This is a genomic window from Methanoculleus methanifontis, from assembly GCF_030464365.1.
Classification (GTDB): domain Archaea; phylum Halobacteriota; class Methanomicrobia; order Methanomicrobiales; family Methanoculleaceae; genus Methanoculleus; species Methanoculleus methanifontis.
On sequence record NZ_VCYI01000006.1, the window covers coordinates 1 to 15346 of the forward strand.

Here is a 15346-nt window from a genome sequence, read left to right on the forward strand (position 1 = left end):
CGGTTCTTCAGCTGGATTGAAGCATTTAAGAAGATTACTCCCAGATATGAACGCTATGAGACCTCATTCATGGGACTGATTCACCTGGCATGCAGCGTCATGATTGCGAGAGTATTGGGATGACCTCACTATGTAGCATGCCCCGGACCCTCCCATGCTCAGGACCATGCTTGTCGGCCCTGTTGAAAACCTGTTCCGATCTTCATCTTTTCCCTGATGAGGGTGGTGCCACACCAGGCCAGTCCCTGTGCTGACCTTTTTTCTCGGGCATGTCCTCATGCAGTGGACCGTGGTGGCCTGCGCACCTTCGGTGCTCGAACTCCCGCCGTGCCGCCGGTCGTTTATCGCCACGCAGGGGTGGGGCTGACGAGGAGTGCGATGCTCCGAAGGAGCAGAGCTTGAGCACCGTTAGGTGCGAAGGGGGTCTCCCCCTCCCCAGTCTCCACGTTGTAATGGATCTCTGTAACCCCCACCACCCGCGCTTCGCGCTCCTCCCGCCCCCAGGGGGGCGGGCAGTGCGTGGCGATTGCGATGGTTCGTTACGCGACCGGCCGCCAGGGCGGGAGCGTGAGCACCGAAGGTGTGAACATCCGGAGCACGAGCACCGCACGTGCGCAACCCGGTGGAAAACCGTGCCTCTGAGTGAACCCTGACTGCAGCCATCTTGAGCAAGGGGGTTTCAACAAGGCCTAAATTTCGGTTTTGTTGAAATCCTCCACCAGAGGTCGAATAACCTCAAATTATCCATACGTTTTCGACACACTACCGATCCCTATTGGTAACCGGGTATTATCCGGAGGTTGGGGAAAGCATTTCAACAGACCATGCTTTCCCGAACTCCAGCACCCACCCGCCCCTCACCAGTGCGTCCTGCGATGCACCATTCCACCCGGGGCAGCACCTCAATATACTCCCGGATACCCGATCTTCAGACTTGTTAGCACAATAAGAAACATTCATATTACCTGATCGACAAACGAGAACCCATGATAGGTCTCCCGGCAAACCGTCTTTTCTGCCTCCTTCTCCTGTCTCTATTCATCCCGGCCGTGGTCTGCGGCGCTCCGGTCACCCGGACGCTCTCGACCGCCGAACCGGGGGCGGGGGAGGTCTTTGATATCTCGCTCTCGATCGACGGCATCGACCTCGGTGGGGTGGTCGAGACGCTGCCGGCCGGCTACGCCTTCACGGGAACCGAGCACCCGGACGACCGGGTCACCGTCCGGGGCCAGAGCATCGGGTTTGCCGTGATGAACGATACCGCGATAACCTACTCCGTCACGGCCCCCGCCTCCGGGAGCGGGGATATCACCGGAACCTGGGAGGACTTCCTCGGTGAGTCGGACGGGCAGGTAGCCCCCTCGCACGTCGCGGTGGACGGCATCGAGACGGCGGCCGAGAGCGCCGGGGAGAAACCTGCCGCACAGGAGGCCGCATCGCCAGTTGCGGCCCTTGCGGCGGTTGCCGCCCTCTTCATCGCCGGATGGGGTGGTCGGCGATGAAGCCCTGGCCCTTCCTCGCTCTCCTCCTGCTCCTCGCCGTCCCGGCCTCGGCGGCAGACGGGATCCCCGGGGACGCCGACGGCGACGAGGTGCTTACCTCCGGTGAATACGCCTCGGCGGCCCTCGCTTACCTCGCCGTCACCTACATGGGCGGAGCGGGAGAACTCGACCGAACTGATATCCAGGACGCCGCCTGGGTCTACGCCCGCTGGGACGGGAAACCGCGTGAAGTCACCGATTCGTCGGGGCAGACGGTGACCCTCTACCGCCCCCTGCGGCGGATCGTGACCTTCAGCGGCGAGTCCCTCGAGACCCTCCGGTCGCTCGGGTTCGATATGGACAGGGTCGTCGCCGTCGACAAGTACAGTCACGAGAAGAACACGTTCTTCCCCGAGTGCCGGGAGAAGGCGAACGTCGGGTCGATATGGTCCCCCGATATGGAGAAGGTTCTCTCCGTCCGGCCGGACGCGGTCTTCCTCTACGCGACGATCAGCACCGCAGCCTGCGACGATATCCAGAGGAGACTCGAAGCGAGCAGCCCCGGGATCCGGGTCTTCCGGTTCGACTGTTTCAAGCCCGCGACCTATGTGGACGAGATCCACACCATCGCCTCGATCGTCGACGAAACCGAGCGGGGAGAGGAGTTCGCCTCCTTCTACGGCTCGACGATGGCCCAGATCCAGGACGGCACGACCGAAATCCCGGATGATGAGAGGACCCGGATCTACTTCGAGTACTGGTTCGACTACACGACCGTTGCCGCCAGCGCGGGCTACAACGAGAAGACTGAACTCGCCGGCGGGAAGAACCCCTTCGCCATCGGAACCGCGGAGTATCCCGTCGTCGACCCCGAGGCGATCATCGTCGCGGACCCGCAGGTCGTCGTCAAACTGGCCGGGCAGGGCCTGACCGTCGGCGGATACGCGGGGCATGACCCCGAAGCACTCGATGCGATCCGGTCGGCGCTCGTCGAGCGGCCCGGGTGGTCGAGGATCACCGCGGTGAAGGACGGTCGCGTCCACGTCATCCACTCCGACATCCTCGGCGGCGCCCAGCATTTCATCGGGACAGCCTACCTCGCGAAGTGGTTCTACCCCGACCGGTTCGCCGACCTCGACCCGCACACCGTCCACCAGCGCTACCTCACTGAGTTCCAGGGGATCGATTTCGATCTTGCGTCTGAAGGGACGTTCGTCTACCCGTGACCGGTGCGCCATGGACCAGAGCGTCGTCATCCAGGAAGGATATGCCCGGCTGAAGCGAACCCGTACTGCCTTCGTCGGTGGACTCCTCGCCGCCCTCGTCATCCTGATCGGTGTCGCGGTCACGCTCGGGTCGGCCGACTACACCGTGGCCGAATCCTACCTCGCGATCCTTGCCGGGCTCTTCCCCGGCACATTCACCGCCCCGGAGATGGCCGAGATCATCGTCTGGGATTACCGACTCCACCGGGTGCTCTTCGCGGTCTGTGCCGGATTCGGGCTCGCAGTGGCGGGCTGTGTCATGCAGGGGATCCTCCGAAACCCGCTCGCGAGCCCCTTCACCCTCGGAGTCGCCTCAGCGGCCACCACCGGCGCCTCGATCGCAATCGTCCTCGGCGCCGGGGTCGTCGGCGGAGATTACCTCGTCATCGGCAACGCCTTCCTCTTCGCCCTGCTTGCCGCGCTCGCCATCTACGGGATGGCCCGCTACCGGGGGATCGGTTCCGAGACGATGGTTCTCGCCGGCATCGCCATCATGTATCTCTTCTCCGCGGTGACGTCGCTGCTGCAGTACGTCGGCAGCGCCGAACAACTCCGTGCGGTGGTCTTCTGGACGTTCGGCTCGGTCGACAAATCCACCTGGCCCAAACTCGCCATCGTCAGCCTCGTCCTCGCCTGCACCATACCCTACCTCCTCTACCGCGCCTGGGATTTGAACGCCCTCGCGGAAGGAGACGAGGTGGCGGCCGGTCTCGGGGTGCCCGTGGAGCGCTCGATGATCGTCTTCATGATAATCGCCTCCCTGATCACCGCGGTGATCATCTGTTTCACCGGGACGATCGGCTTCATCGGGCTCGTCGCCCCGCACATCACCAGGATGGCCATCGGCGGAGATTTTCGCACGCTCCTCCCCGCATCCGGCCTCGTGGGTTCACTCCTCCTCCTCGGTGCGGACAGCGTCGCGCGGAGCGTCCTTGCGCCGCAGGTTCTTCCCGTCGGGATCGTGACGGCGTTCCTCGGGGTGCCGTTCTTCATCTATCTCTTCATGCACCGGAGGAATGCCTGATGGCGCTGATATCGGTAAACGACCTCTCGTTTGCCTACCACGACCGCCAGGTGCTCTCCGGGATCACCTTCTCGGCCGACGCAGGCGAGGTACTCGGGCTCGTGGGGCCGAACGGGTGCGGGAAGACAACGCTTATCCGGTGCGTCGACGGGATGCTCACCCCGGACAGGGGCAGGGTGATGCTTGGCGGGCGGGAGATCTGCACAATGCACCGGCGCGAGGTCGCGCAGGCGATGGCCTACGTGCCGCAGTCGACCGGGAACCGGACCGCGGCGACGGTCTTTGAGACCGTCCTGATGGGGAGGCGGCCCTACCTGAACTGGAAGGTGAGCGCGACCGACGAGGAGAAGGTGATTGCGGCGCTCGACCTCCTTGACCTCCGTGACCTCGCGCTCCGTAAAGTCGCCGAACTCTCCGGCGGAGAGCGCCAGCGGGTGATGATCGCCCGGGCGCTCGTGCAGGAGACCGGAACAATCCTCCTCGACGAACCGACGAGCAACCTGGACGTCTGCCACCAGATGGGGGTCATGGAAGTCCTCCACGGGCTTGCCGAGGAGAAGGGGCTCGCGGTCGTCATCGCGCTCCACGACCTGAACCTGGCGGCAACCTACTGCCACCGCCTGCTCGTGCTGAAGGGCGGGTTGGTCTACGGCTACGGTGCTCCGGAAGAGGTGCTCAGTGAAGAGATGCTCAGGAATGTCTACGGCATCAGGGCAGTCGTAAAACGGGATCTCGCGGCGCCATACATGGTTCCGGTCAGGCCGGGACGCCTGCGGGAAGGGGTTTGAGACTCCCCTACCCGCCCAGGTGCCTCAGCGCCTCCTGCGCCTCCATGACCGGGTGCATCTCGGTGTAGCCGAGATCGGCCCAGGGAGAGCCGGCTTTTAGAAGTGCTGCGGGATCCTCCACCTCGACCAGCCTGAAGACCATGTTGCTGCCGAGATCGATCCACTCGTTGATCACGATCATCCCGTCAGGGGTCTTCTCCACGGCCCGCATCTCCATGACCTCGCCGGTTCTCCCGGGCTCCCAGGTGAAGATACTCATAAACTGCATGCCAAACCACCCATTTTGTCTCCCGCCCGGCGCGCCGGATCGGGCAATCGGCGTCAACGGGCTCCGGGTATAAATACCTGGTGCAGGGCGGAACCGGCCGTTACGCCGACCGCCCCTTCACGGCGGCAGAGATGAGCATGGCGGTCACAGCGGAGATCACGAGGAGCACGACCGTGTACTGGTCGGCTGTGCCCACGACCGTGACCAGAAGGATGGATGTCAGGGGCGCCCCGAGGGCGAGGGTGAGGGCTGCGACCTCGATGCAGAGAACGAAGACGCCGACCGGGATGCCCGGGAAGACAAGGCTCAGGGCAAGCCCGATCAGCGTCGACGAGAAGATGATGGGAAAGAGCGGGCCGCCGATGTACCCGCTCTTGAACGAGAGCGCGAGCAGGAGGATCTTTAAGATTGCTAAGCCGAACAGCATCCCGACCCCGAGCCGGGCCGGGTCGGCGATGATCCCGTGGATCTGGGCCTCCCCGGAGAAGAGCACCTCCGGGACGAAGTAGCCGACGCACGCAATGACCACCCCGGCGGCGAGGACACGGGTGACGACCATATCCCCGAACGCCCGATCCATGACCTTCCCGGCGGCCTGCATGGCGACTCCCGCAAAAACTGCGAGGAGCGAGCCGAGGATGCCGAGGATGATCGCGCAGAGGATGTAGCCGGGATGCAGCCCGCCGATCGGCTCGAACGGGATACTCCGGGCAAAGGAGGGGAGCCCGAGGAGCAGGTAGAAGAGGTAGCCGACGGTGCCGGCGAGCAGGTTCCAGGTGAGGAACCGGAAAGCGTTTTTGTTCCCGCCGATCTGGAACTCGGTGGCGAACACTCCCGTAAAGAGCACGTTGCCGATGATGCCGTTGAACGCCGATGCCAGGGCGGCGACGTCGAACCCGAGCGCGGCCCCGGGCGACCCGATCCTGAGCCGGTCGCGGAAGTACGAGGAGACGTAGCCGATAAGAACGGTGATGGTTCCTTCCGGCCCGATGCTTGCCCCGGAGAGGAGCGAGAAGAGCGACGAGAGGAGGGCGCCGGGAAACGTCCGGTAATTGGGTCTCTCACCCCCGCCTTTGAGCGATTCGCTGAACCCACCGTGGATCACATCGGGTGCGTGCAGGTACCTGCGGCAGAGGCCGACGAGCAGCGAGAAGAGCAGCACCCCGGCCGGAACCGCCCAGGGGGCGCCGTGTATGAAGCCGTCCTCCGACCAGACGGCGTTGTCAAGCAATCCGTAGAGACTGAGATACGCGACTGTAAAGACGATCGCGACTACAGCGATGAGGACGACCTGCCAGAGAACCGGGGTTCTCTCACGGCTGCCGGCCCGCGCCCCTGAGGCGTCTGCAGGGGCAGGCATCGCGGGCACGGCATCACCGTTCCAGGTAATCGTGCTGTCGGTTCCACCCGACAGCCGAAAAAAAGCAGCCGTTCCCCGGACACACTGTCCGGGGTTACCTCCGCCGGGGCCGCGTCTCGACACGCTCTGTCGTCACGACCTCGGATGGTGGGGGCTCTTCCCGCTTCATGGCCTCCGCTTCCTCGCGGGTCGGGGGAGTCATGGTTCCGGCCGATTGGATGAGGCTGTAATCAGCTTCCCGTGGCCAGTTGTCCTCCTCAAAGCCCGGCAGATCGTCCAGCCGCTGCTTGTCGATGTTCACGACGAAGTTGTCGTCCCCGGGTCGGTAAATCACGGATTCCGGCGGGACGGCGAACCTTTTTGCCGCCATGCCGAGCACGCCGCCGTACCTGAGTACCAGGTACTTTACCTTGCCCTCGGGGAACCCGATTCGCATATCCGAGATCTCCCCGAGGTCGTCTCCCTGCGGGTTGATCACGTTCTTGTCCAGGATATCGTCGGCCGACATAAACCATTCTTCGCCGGCCGTCCGTGCCCTGCGCTCGAGAACTACCTCCGATCTCTCCTGCATCTTCTTCATCTCCATCGCCCCCGTATCCGGGGGGACACGCCCCACACCGGGGGGCGTGCACTGAGTGCCGGGAGTCCTTAAAATGATTTGCCCGCCGCGGCCGGGGGGCAGCCCGGTCTCCGGGTAGGGAGGGAGCCTGCCCGAATGAGCACCGCAAAAACCCTTGTACACCAGGAAAAGCCATATTCAGGGCCTGATTGAAATGGATGAAGTTATTACCGGGTGCGTCAATTCCCTCTTCATGGGGCCTACTGTCAAACTGGATCTCACCACGATCCTTCAGACAACAGGCGAGTTGCAGCACTTTCTCAACCTGGGCGCTGCTCGCCTGCGTGCTGAGGGGCCGTTGCCGGAAGAAGCGTCTGAGGCGTTGATATTTGCCATGGCCGACGAACTTGAGAATCACCTGCGGATGAAGCGCGATCAGCAGGGAACCGCGAGCATCAGCGATCTCCGGGTCTGGACCCAGGCCTGGATCGACGAGCGGCAGGAGGAACTCACGCAGGGGTCGCTCCCCGGCGGCGACCAGGGATAACCGGCCGGCGAGTATCCCGGGACGCTACCCGGCAGCTGCGCCGGGGTTCCTCCCCGGAGAGACCCCATGATTTATCTGCACGCGCATCTATGCGCACCTGATGCCTCACTTCGACCTCTTCTTCAAGACCGAAGACCTGCGGCGGAGGCTTGAACCGCATCTGGGCCTTATCCCGCCCTTCTTTCAGTTCACCGTCCGGACAGGCACCCCGGAGGTCCGCTACTTCGACCAGAAGGATCCGATGTGGAAAGGCTTCCCGTTCCCGGTTCCGGAAGGAGCTGTCTACGTCTTCGACGACGACATCCCCGCCCGGGCGCTCGGAGGCGGGATGCATATGCGGGCGAGCGTCCGGGTCACACGCGCGGACAGGGACGACGAAGCGCTCGTCCTCCGCATCTGGCACGAGATCCTGCACGCGATCGGGCAGCCGGCGGACGACATGGTCAAGCGGGCGGGCGAGTGGCAGAGCATATCTGATAAGGTGGTCTGGGCAGCCTGGCAATCGCTCTCCCGGCCTCTTGACGCCCCGTTCTGGCACCGGAAGTTTTACGCGTGGCTGACAGAGCGGGCGGCGAGCGTGGCGGGTGGGAGGTAGGGTTGAGCGGGGATGGGGGTACGGCCGCCCCCCCTTTTGCCCCGCCACCAGTCCTCCTCCGTGCTCGCCTGCATCGCCTGGGCCCGGATATGCCCCGACCGCCTCTTCTTGCCGGTGAAGAGCGCACGGCCCGGGTGCTGACCGAACCCCATTCCCCGGAGAAGTTCCGGGTGAACGGCGTCCTCTTCAACATCCCGGAGTTCTACGAGGCTTTCCCGGAGTTCTACGAGGCTTTCCCGGAGATCCGGCCCGGCGACGCCCTCTACCGGGAGGTCGAGGAGAGGCCCGTCATCTGGTGACGGGTGTTAGAATACTCTTTTTCTCGTCTATCTTCTAAAACGTGTTCTGCGGCAGAACGGGGAGGCGTGCCCGGGTCATCGGGCAGGATCTCCTGTCGCCATCGCCCCCGCGACCTGCCGGCTCCCCCGGGCGGCATGATTAGTATGTGTTAAATACATCCAAACCAATGATATAATATTTTCCATTGGAAAAAATCATTGATTTCACGACATCATGGATTCTGGAGGAAATATACCAGATATTGTCAAAACAGCCAAGTTTCCAGGGGTGTTGAGCAACAATGGCAAACGACGACAAAGTGAACGAAATTTTTGGCAGGTGCAAGGAGGTCGCATCCGTTGCTGCCGATAAGGCAACCGTGGTGATTGACTCTGCATCGGCCAATGTTTCAGCAGGTATCAGGGAGATGCGCGAGGAATCTGCGGCATCTTCGCGTACGGACGATGGAACCTATGCCCGGGACGGCGAGGCCCGTGCAGCAACGGAAGCGGGCGAGTGCGTGCTCTCCGGTGAACTCTCCGTGTCCGGTGCTGCGGACGATGCAGCCTGGATACCGGTCAAACATTCTGCGGGCGAGGTCGTGAAAGGATGCGTGCACAAGAGAATCGACGGATTCAAGAGCGGTTTGCAGAATAAGAAACTCCTGATAACCGCAGGAACCATGGCTCTGGTCTGGCTGGCACTGACCATACTTCCGGCCATAGGACTCAATTCGGCTCCCGTGGAGTCGCTCTCCTTCCTGACATTCGCGCGGGGCGGGCTCTCCGGCGGCGTGCCGGGGCTCATTGGCGGCCTCATCGGGAAGGGCCTGATCGCCTACTTCGTGACGCTGCTCATCGTCGGAGGGATCTCCGGTGATAGTATTGTCTCAAACGTACGCTCTTTTGCTGCAAAGTTCTCCGGACAAAAATGGGATGCCGCGTCGATCTCTCCTCTTCTCGGCGGCGGCGGCGCGGCCCTCTTCGTCTACAACTTCCTTGCGGGAACGTCGACGATCATGAACTGCATGGTGGGGGTTGTGGCGTTCCTCATCGCGGCCCGCGCGCTGGCGAACCGGGCGGGATGCGTGCGGCAGGTCGTTGCCGCAGCCTTTGCGAAAGAGGGCAGGGCCGACTCCGGGCTGGTCACGCACGTGATGGCGGGATGGGCCGGAGGGTTTGCTCTCGGCGTCGTCCTCTCCATCTTCGGGGGGTACACCTGTTACATCGCCGGGTTCCTCCTCCTGGCGGCCGGCGCCGTCCTCATGGTCACCGTTCAGAAGCAGGCAGGAGGCGTCCCGGCATGAGGCCGATGACGAAACTGCTGCTCGTGCTCCTTGCAGCCTCACTCCTCTGTGGAACCGCGGCTGCGAGTTATTCGCTCACCGATACCAACAGTTACGACTACAAACTGGCGAGCAAGTACATCCACAGCATGGAAGACGAGGGGTTCGTCGTCGAGATGCCGATCGGCGTCTACAGGAAAGGAACGGACGAACTTCTTGCGACCGAGAACACGCTGCTGATCATCGGCAACCTCGGGAAGGTAGACCCCGAGGCGGAACGGCTTGTCCTGACCGAGATTCCGACAGATGTCTACAGTTACACCTACCAGGGCGACGTAGGGGGCGGCGAGATCAGGCAGATTACGGGAGAAGTCACCGCCGGCCGCTACATCTTCACCGAGTTCGGTCTTACCACGAAGTACAGGACGGTGGGCGAGTATGCCGGCTACTTACAGACTGTTCTCGAAGAATCGGTCAAGAGTTCCAGTGCTGAGATCGAGTACGTGGATACGACCATAAACGGACACCGCGTCGTCGGCGTGCGCGAGTTGACGGACGATCTCAACCGGGCGGGCAACGTCGCGGACAACCACCTGGAGAACACGTTCACCTACTACGTGATCCGTGAGGACTTCTACCCGGCGGGCTCGGGGCTCGCCCACATCAGGTTGCGCGGTCATGTCGGCCTCGAACATGACAACGGCCGGTCATTGACGTATGATCCGTATCCCTCGGAGAACCAGGTAGCTATAGCACTCTCCGAGATGAGGAAGGCGTACGAGGATGCGAACAAGGTCGTGGACTCGGTGATCGCCGATGCGGCGAACGCAAAGGCAACGCTCATCGTCGGGAACTATGACGAGGTCTTCGGCGGCTACGGCGGCGGCGCCTTCTCAATAAACACCCCGGGCGGGGGCGCCGGTGAGAGCGATTACGGCATACCGCTCGCGGTTATAACCGGGATCGGTGCCGCGGGAGCCGCGGTTGCGGGTGCTGCAGCGGCGGCCGGCGGCGGCAAAGGCGGCAGCGAGACGGAGCGCACCAGTACCTACCGGATGAGGATCCGCAAAGACTTTGAGGATTACATCGTCTGCGGGAAGAGCCCCGAGACCATCTACGCCCAGATGATCGAGATCACCGCGGAAGGCGAGACGATCGAGCGGGACGACCTCACCGCGACGCTCTCGATAACCTCCGGCGGCGGCCTCCGGGTCGAAGATCCGACGTTCACCGGCAGTTACATGGGAGCGTTCGTATCTGCGGACGAGAACGAACTCGCGGAAGAGGGGATCGTCAAGGTGGCCTACACCGGAAAGGGCGGGTCGTTCACGAACAACATCCACTTCCGGATCATCGGTGAGCCGAGAGTCACGTTCCCCGAGCAGGGGGAGGCCATGGACCTGCGGCTGAACGTCCTCTACGGCGACGGGATGACCTACGACGTCGAGGTCGAACTCGTCGACTTCATCGAGCCGCCCAAAGAGGTCACGATCACGCAACTCGACGAAGCGCCGTTCACGAGCTCCTTAGAGAAGATCGACGATACGCATTACATCGCAAAGATCGTCAACACGAGCACGCTTCCCGTGAAAGGGGCAAAAGTGACGAGATACGGCGCGAGGGTCATCGCCACCACCGAGGATGACAGGGTCGTCGAGGAGGCGTTCACGGTGATCTTCTACCCCGAGGGCATCAGCGTCACCGACGTTGTCTACGACGACGAAGGGCACGCCCGGTTCGCGGCCTACGACGATCTCGACACGGAAGAGGACGACGTCCAACCGACCGGGTTCATCGTGAACCTCGCCGTCAGGGTGGACGAGAACGGGAAGGAAGTGGTGAAACTCCTGGACGGGACGGATTACGCGCCCGAGTTCGGCGAGCTCAAGGGAACCGACCAGAGAACGGAGGTCCTTGCTTCGAGGTTCAAGTACACCATCGAGAAGAAGCCGGACAACACCAACAAGGCCTACAAGTTCACCCCCGCCCAGCAGATCGGTGAGGACGAGAGGAACCCCTACTTCCTGACGCTCCCGATCACCTGCGATTACGGTGGCGAGACCTACGAACTCGATCTCCCCATCCGCCTCATCGGCGACAAACTCGGGGTGCGCAAGGACCGCGAGACCGAACTTGCGAACTTAAAGAAGAGGATCCAGAAGTTCGGCATCAATCCGGACACCGCCCGGTTCCTGCGGGAGAACGTGCAGAACTTCACTGCCGCCGAGCTCCGCCTGATGAGCAAGAAGATCGTCTACGACTCGATCGTCTACTACACCCAGGAATCGGCGGACTTCATGGAGACCGCCGAGACCATGGACGACTGGATCTCCTTCCTCTCCGTCGTGAAGTGGTTCGGCGACCAGGCGTTCTCCTACCTCATGACCGTCTACACGGGGCCTGCGGGAGAGGCGATCCTCACCCCGACGAAGGAGCTTACGGTCGAGCTGATCGGCGAGATCTCGGCCGACCTCTTCATGGGCAACGGGGTGAACTGGGACGATATCAAGGTCGGTGTGCACATCTCCGAGATGATCGAGAACTACACCAAGTCGTGCTTCGAGGATATCGGGAAGACGAACCCGAAGAAACTCGCCCAGGTGATCGCGGGGCTCTGCGTCTTCAACCTGGTGCGCCACTACTCCTTCGATCTCGATGAGAACGGCAAACGCAGCCTATACAACGCGATCATCTCGTCGTTCTCCGACATCTCGCTCGAGTTCTTCTCGAACAAGTTCGGCGATTTCCTCAAGGGCAAGGTCAACGACCCGAAATCGGGCATCTCCAGGCTCCTGGACTCTTCGGCGGTCAAGATGCTCGAGGACATGATGCCCGAGGGCAAACTCGCGGTTCCGGGCGTGAACACCCTCACGGAAGACGTAGCGGTAGGCCCCATCCTCCAGAATTACGTGGAAGGGCTCTTCGGCGCCGGTGCATCCTACGTGACGGAGGAACTAGGAACGGCGGCTGCCGAGACCCTCTATGTGAAGGTGACGGTGGATGTCCCCGGTTCGGAGCGGGAGATAGACAGGTACGTCGTCATAGACCCGATCAAAGCAGCCGACAAACTCCTGGAGTACATCTTCACGTCGCTCTACGAGGCGTTCCCGTTCCCAACCGCGGAGCCGGGGGCCGCCTCCGAACTGCGCGACCCGCTCTACATGGATCCGAAGACCAACCAGCGGATCGGATAATCTTCTTTTTTTAAGTGGTTGTCCGGCGCTGCGGCGACGGAGATCGCCGCCGCGAACCGCCGAATGAGTGGTTGAGAGAGCCGGCTCTCCGGAAGGGCGGTCGGGGGAGTCCCTCCGGCTGCGGCGAGTATACGGTGCAGCCGTTGCTCGAAGAGGGGGGCACTGCGGGACGGCGTCATGTGGTTTCGTGATCCCGTATGATCATTGCGGATTCCATATTCTTTACCGGGATGCCGCCGGTTGTCGATATTCTTTTTCCTTGAGCCCCATAATATGCCAATATTATTCACATCCGGCGTCTCTGTTTACTATATTTTTTTTTATACGAGATATTTCATTCACTATTATGCAATCCCTATCGAAGTGTTGCCTTCTCCTTCTCATCCTCGGGCTCTGCGTTCCGCCGGCAGCGGCGCAGGCCGGCTCGCATACCACACTGCAGGTCTACACGGATGAGACCGTTCTCGGTCGGATCGTCTCGATCACCCCGGCTTCGGATGTCGGTGCGTATTCCATCACCATTACACGCGGCACGAGCGTTCAGCCTGCCGGTGTGGGCGACACGCTGCGCCATAAGGATATCATCACCCTGCAGCGCGGCTCGTTTGCGGATATACAGCTGGTCGACAGGAGCGATACGACGATGCTCGGCGGAGGCACCGGGGGAACCGCGGTCCTGATCGAACGGGCAGGCGGCGGTTCCGGACAGGCGGCGACTCCCGAGGTGACGGAAACCCCGTCGGGCAGCGGGATAATTTACGTGGATTACGGACAAACTGAAGCAGGAACGGTGACATCTATTCAGGGCAGAGCGGAGATCCTTAGAAATGCCCGGATCTTTCCTGTATATAGAGGAGATAGCCTGCTTGTCGGCGATACCCTGTTTATCAGAGAGGGTGTGGTGACCGTTGAGATCTGGGACTCCGGGACAAGGACGATCTATGAGGGAGGGATACTCAGCGTTGAGCAAAGAGCGAAACCCCAGGAGCTGCTCGAACCGGTCTTCACCTTCTTCAACGATCTAAGTAGTTCCCTTGCACGCGCTCTGGGATTTGAAGTCAATACCCCAACCGGCGGTGGGGCCCGGGGATAATGAGATATGGGGGAGGAGCCCTCCTCCGGCTATTTTTATCGCTACGACCGAACCGGTCAGCGCTTCATGTTGCGGTCGAGGTCTTCAACCGCCGCCCTGAACTCTTTTAGGCGGTCTTCAACCGATCCGTCGGCGCCGCGAAGGGCCACGATCCTGCCGCAGCCGCCGCAGACGATCGGTCTGTTCTCTTTCAGGTGCTCGGCCGTAACCTGGAGCGGAACATTGCAGTCCGGACAGCATATTGTTGTTACGGGATGGCCTCCGGGATCCATATTCAGGATTGCGGACGTTGATGGAATAATCTTTCCATACGCGGTTTCTTACCGGTCTAATCCTATCAAACCGGATTCCGATGCACTCTTCCCACCTCCGCCGGGCACCTCTCGCGGCGATCACGGGGAGGGCGTCCCGAACCCCTCTTCTGCAAGATAGCCGGAGATGATCTCGAAAATCTGCTCTGCATCGCGCACAGTTCCGTTTGCAGAGGATTCGCCGTACGTCAGGCCATAGTCGGCGGCCTCCCGTGCGGTCTTCGCTCTCCGGAGGTCGGAGACAACTGTAGAAGGTAGCAGCCCTCTGTCGGCGAACAGCTCTTCGATGGCGGCGATAAGGCACTCGTGGTTCTTCTCGGCGTACCCGGCACTAAAGAGCAGCGATTTGCAGGCGTGGAACATGGAGTAGTATGCCTTGATGATCGTCCACTTGAAGTCCGAGTCACAGAGGGAGTTCTTCGCCGAATCGAGATCTCGTTTCGCTTCGGCTAGCTCCTTCTCGACCGTTCCCCTGCTCGCGGGCCGTTTAACTACACCCCGGCGGCTCACGCAGTCCTGAAACCTGTATGACATCCCTCACCCGCTAAGAACAATCCCCTGCCGGATACTATCGAAGAATGGGGCATCTTCGGTCTTTAATCGATAGGTTTCGTCCGCGGTATGGACAACCGGGGAGAGTTCCCGCGAGAGGGCAGCCCGGTGCCGTTCCAGCACCTCCCGGACGGGTTCTTTTTCGGCGGTCTCGATATAGAGGTCGATATCGCTCGCAGACGTGTCTTCCCCTCGTGCACAACTGCCATAGAGGACGGCACTCGTCGTCACCTCCTGCAGGTCGCGGACGAGGGGCTGCAGTTCCAGGAGCGTGAACCAGATCTTCGTCTGCCGGAGGAGGACGCTCTCCATCCTCGCCTGGTAAAAGGCAAGGTTTCCCACGTCTTCGCGGGTGACCAGACCCATCGCCTCCAGGTCTTTGAGGTTTTTACTGACGAGCGAGACGTCGCGCTCCACCATCCGCGAGAGTTCCCGGACGTGGAACTTATTCGTGTATGCCCTTCCGAGGACGACGAGGAGGATCAACGACGACTTCCGGAAGAGCGAGTTGTAACCGTCCAGGAAGTCCCAGGGGTGGAGGTTCCCGGCCGGGGTGGGCTCCGGGGTCTTGTTGTGCGGGTGTCGCCAGGTGGGATTACCTCGTTGTTGAGTTACATTCAACATATGTTGATATTCTCTCATCGGTTGTTGGATATATGTCAACGATACAGATAAAGATATCCTGGTGGGGTTTCAGTTTCAGGCGGGTGTAACCGGGGGCGGTGTTTGTGCAGCAGCCTGCTGC

At 61.6% G+C, this 15346-nt stretch carries 16 protein-coding genes; 10 read left to right on the plus strand and 6 right to left on the minus strand.

Annotation, left to right across the window (positions count from 1 at the left end):
- The first annotated feature begins 986 nt into the window (after positions 1-986).
- The 4 genes from FGW20_RS05575 to FGW20_RS05590 are packed head-to-tail and all read left to right on the plus strand — an operon-like array spanning position 987 to position 4558.
- A complete protein-coding gene (locus tag FGW20_RS05575) occupies positions 987-1502 on the plus strand; it encodes a hypothetical protein (RefSeq protein WP_301677107.1) in 516 nt (171 codons plus the stop codon).
- Positions 1499-2707 (plus strand): ABC transporter substrate-binding protein, encoded by a 1209-nt coding sequence (locus FGW20_RS05580; protein WP_301677108.1) that lies wholly within the window; start codon positions 1499-1501, stop codon positions 2705-2707. The genes FGW20_RS05575 and FGW20_RS05580 overlap by 4 nt, the downstream gene beginning before the upstream one ends.
- A 10-nt stretch (positions 2708-2717) precedes the next feature.
- The gene (locus FGW20_RS05585) at positions 2718-3770 is read left to right on the plus strand and encodes a FecCD family ABC transporter permease (RefSeq protein WP_301677109.1); all 1053 of its coding nucleotides are present in this window, start codon (positions 2718-2720) and stop codon (positions 3768-3770) included.
- Positions 3770-4558, plus strand: coding sequence for an ABC transporter ATP-binding protein (locus FGW20_RS05590; protein ID WP_301677110.1), 789 nt, complete (start codon positions 3770-3772; stop codon positions 4556-4558). The genes FGW20_RS05585 and FGW20_RS05590 overlap by 1 nt, the downstream gene beginning before the upstream one ends.
- 7 nt (positions 4559-4565) lie before the next feature.
- Here FGW20_RS05590 and FGW20_RS05595 read toward each other — a convergent pair whose 3' ends face one another.
- The 3 genes from FGW20_RS05595 to FGW20_RS05605 all read right to left on the minus strand — a co-directional run bounded on the left by FGW20_RS05595 (position 4566) and on the right by FGW20_RS05605 (position 6772).
- On the minus strand, positions 4566-4826 hold the full coding sequence (locus tag FGW20_RS05595) for a DUF3303 domain-containing protein (protein WP_301677111.1): 261 nt from the start codon (positions 4824-4826) through the stop codon (positions 4566-4568).
- Between the two features lie 100 nt (positions 4827-4926).
- On the minus strand, positions 4927-6186 hold the full coding sequence (locus FGW20_RS05600) for a chloride channel protein (RefSeq protein WP_301677112.1): 1260 nt from the start codon (positions 6184-6186) through the stop codon (positions 4927-4929).
- Positions 6187-6280: 94 nt separating this feature from the next.
- The gene (locus FGW20_RS05605; RefSeq protein ID WP_301677113.1) at positions 6281-6772 is read right to left on the minus strand and encodes a PRC-barrel domain-containing protein; all 492 of its coding nucleotides are present in this window, start codon (positions 6770-6772) and stop codon (positions 6281-6283) included.
- Positions 6773-6959: 187 nt separating this feature from the next.
- On the opposite strand from FGW20_RS05605, the gene FGW20_RS05610 reads away from it, so the two are divergent.
- The 6 genes from FGW20_RS05610 to FGW20_RS05635 all read left to right on the plus strand — a co-directional run bounded on the left by FGW20_RS05610 (position 6960) and on the right by FGW20_RS05635 (position 13738).
- Positions 6960-7292 carry a hypothetical protein gene (locus tag FGW20_RS05610; RefSeq protein WP_301677114.1) on the plus strand — a complete coding sequence of 111 codons (333 nt, stop codon included), beginning with the start codon at positions 6960-6962 and terminating at the stop codon, positions 7290-7292.
- A gap of 100 nt (positions 7293-7392) precedes the next feature.
- Complete coding sequence (locus FGW20_RS05615) at positions 7393-7887, plus strand: hypothetical protein (RefSeq protein WP_301677115.1); 495 nt, start codon at positions 7393-7395, stop codon at positions 7885-7887.
- 89 nt (positions 7888-7976) lie between these two features.
- A complete protein-coding gene (locus FGW20_RS05620) occupies positions 7977-8186 on the plus strand; it encodes a M13-type metalloendopeptidase (protein ID WP_301677116.1) in 210 nt (69 codons plus the stop codon).
- A gap of 281 nt (positions 8187-8467) precedes the next feature.
- A complete protein-coding gene (locus tag FGW20_RS05625; RefSeq protein ID WP_301677117.1) occupies positions 8468-9472 on the plus strand; it encodes a hypothetical protein in 1005 nt (334 codons plus the stop codon).
- A complete protein-coding gene (locus FGW20_RS05630) occupies positions 9469-12645 on the plus strand; it encodes a hypothetical protein (protein WP_301677118.1) in 3177 nt (1058 codons plus the stop codon). The genes FGW20_RS05625 and FGW20_RS05630 overlap by 4 nt, the downstream gene beginning before the upstream one ends.
- A gap of 346 nt (positions 12646-12991) precedes the next feature.
- Positions 12992-13738, plus strand: a complete 747-nt coding sequence (locus tag FGW20_RS05635; RefSeq protein ID WP_301677119.1) for a hypothetical protein — start codon at positions 12992-12994, stop codon at positions 13736-13738.
- Between the two features lie 56 nt (positions 13739-13794).
- Here FGW20_RS05635 and FGW20_RS05640 read toward each other — a convergent pair whose 3' ends face one another.
- The 3 genes from FGW20_RS05640 to FGW20_RS05650 all read right to left on the minus strand — a co-directional run bounded on the left by FGW20_RS05640 (position 13795) and on the right by FGW20_RS05650 (position 15225).
- On the minus strand, positions 13795-14010 hold the full coding sequence (locus FGW20_RS05640; protein WP_301677120.1) for a hypothetical protein: 216 nt from the start codon (positions 14008-14010) through the stop codon (positions 13795-13797).
- 120 nt (positions 14011-14130) lie between these two features.
- Positions 14131-14583: a HEPN domain-containing protein gene (locus FGW20_RS05645; protein ID WP_301677121.1), complete on the minus strand. Its 453-nt coding sequence runs from the start codon at positions 14581-14583 to the stop codon at positions 14131-14133.
- Positions 14584-14586: 3 nt separating this feature from the next.
- Positions 14587-15225, minus strand: coding sequence for an HVO_A0114 family putative DNA-binding protein (locus FGW20_RS05650; protein ID WP_301677122.1), 639 nt, complete (start codon positions 15223-15225; stop codon positions 14587-14589).
- Between the last annotated feature and the right edge of the window lie 121 nt (positions 15226-15346).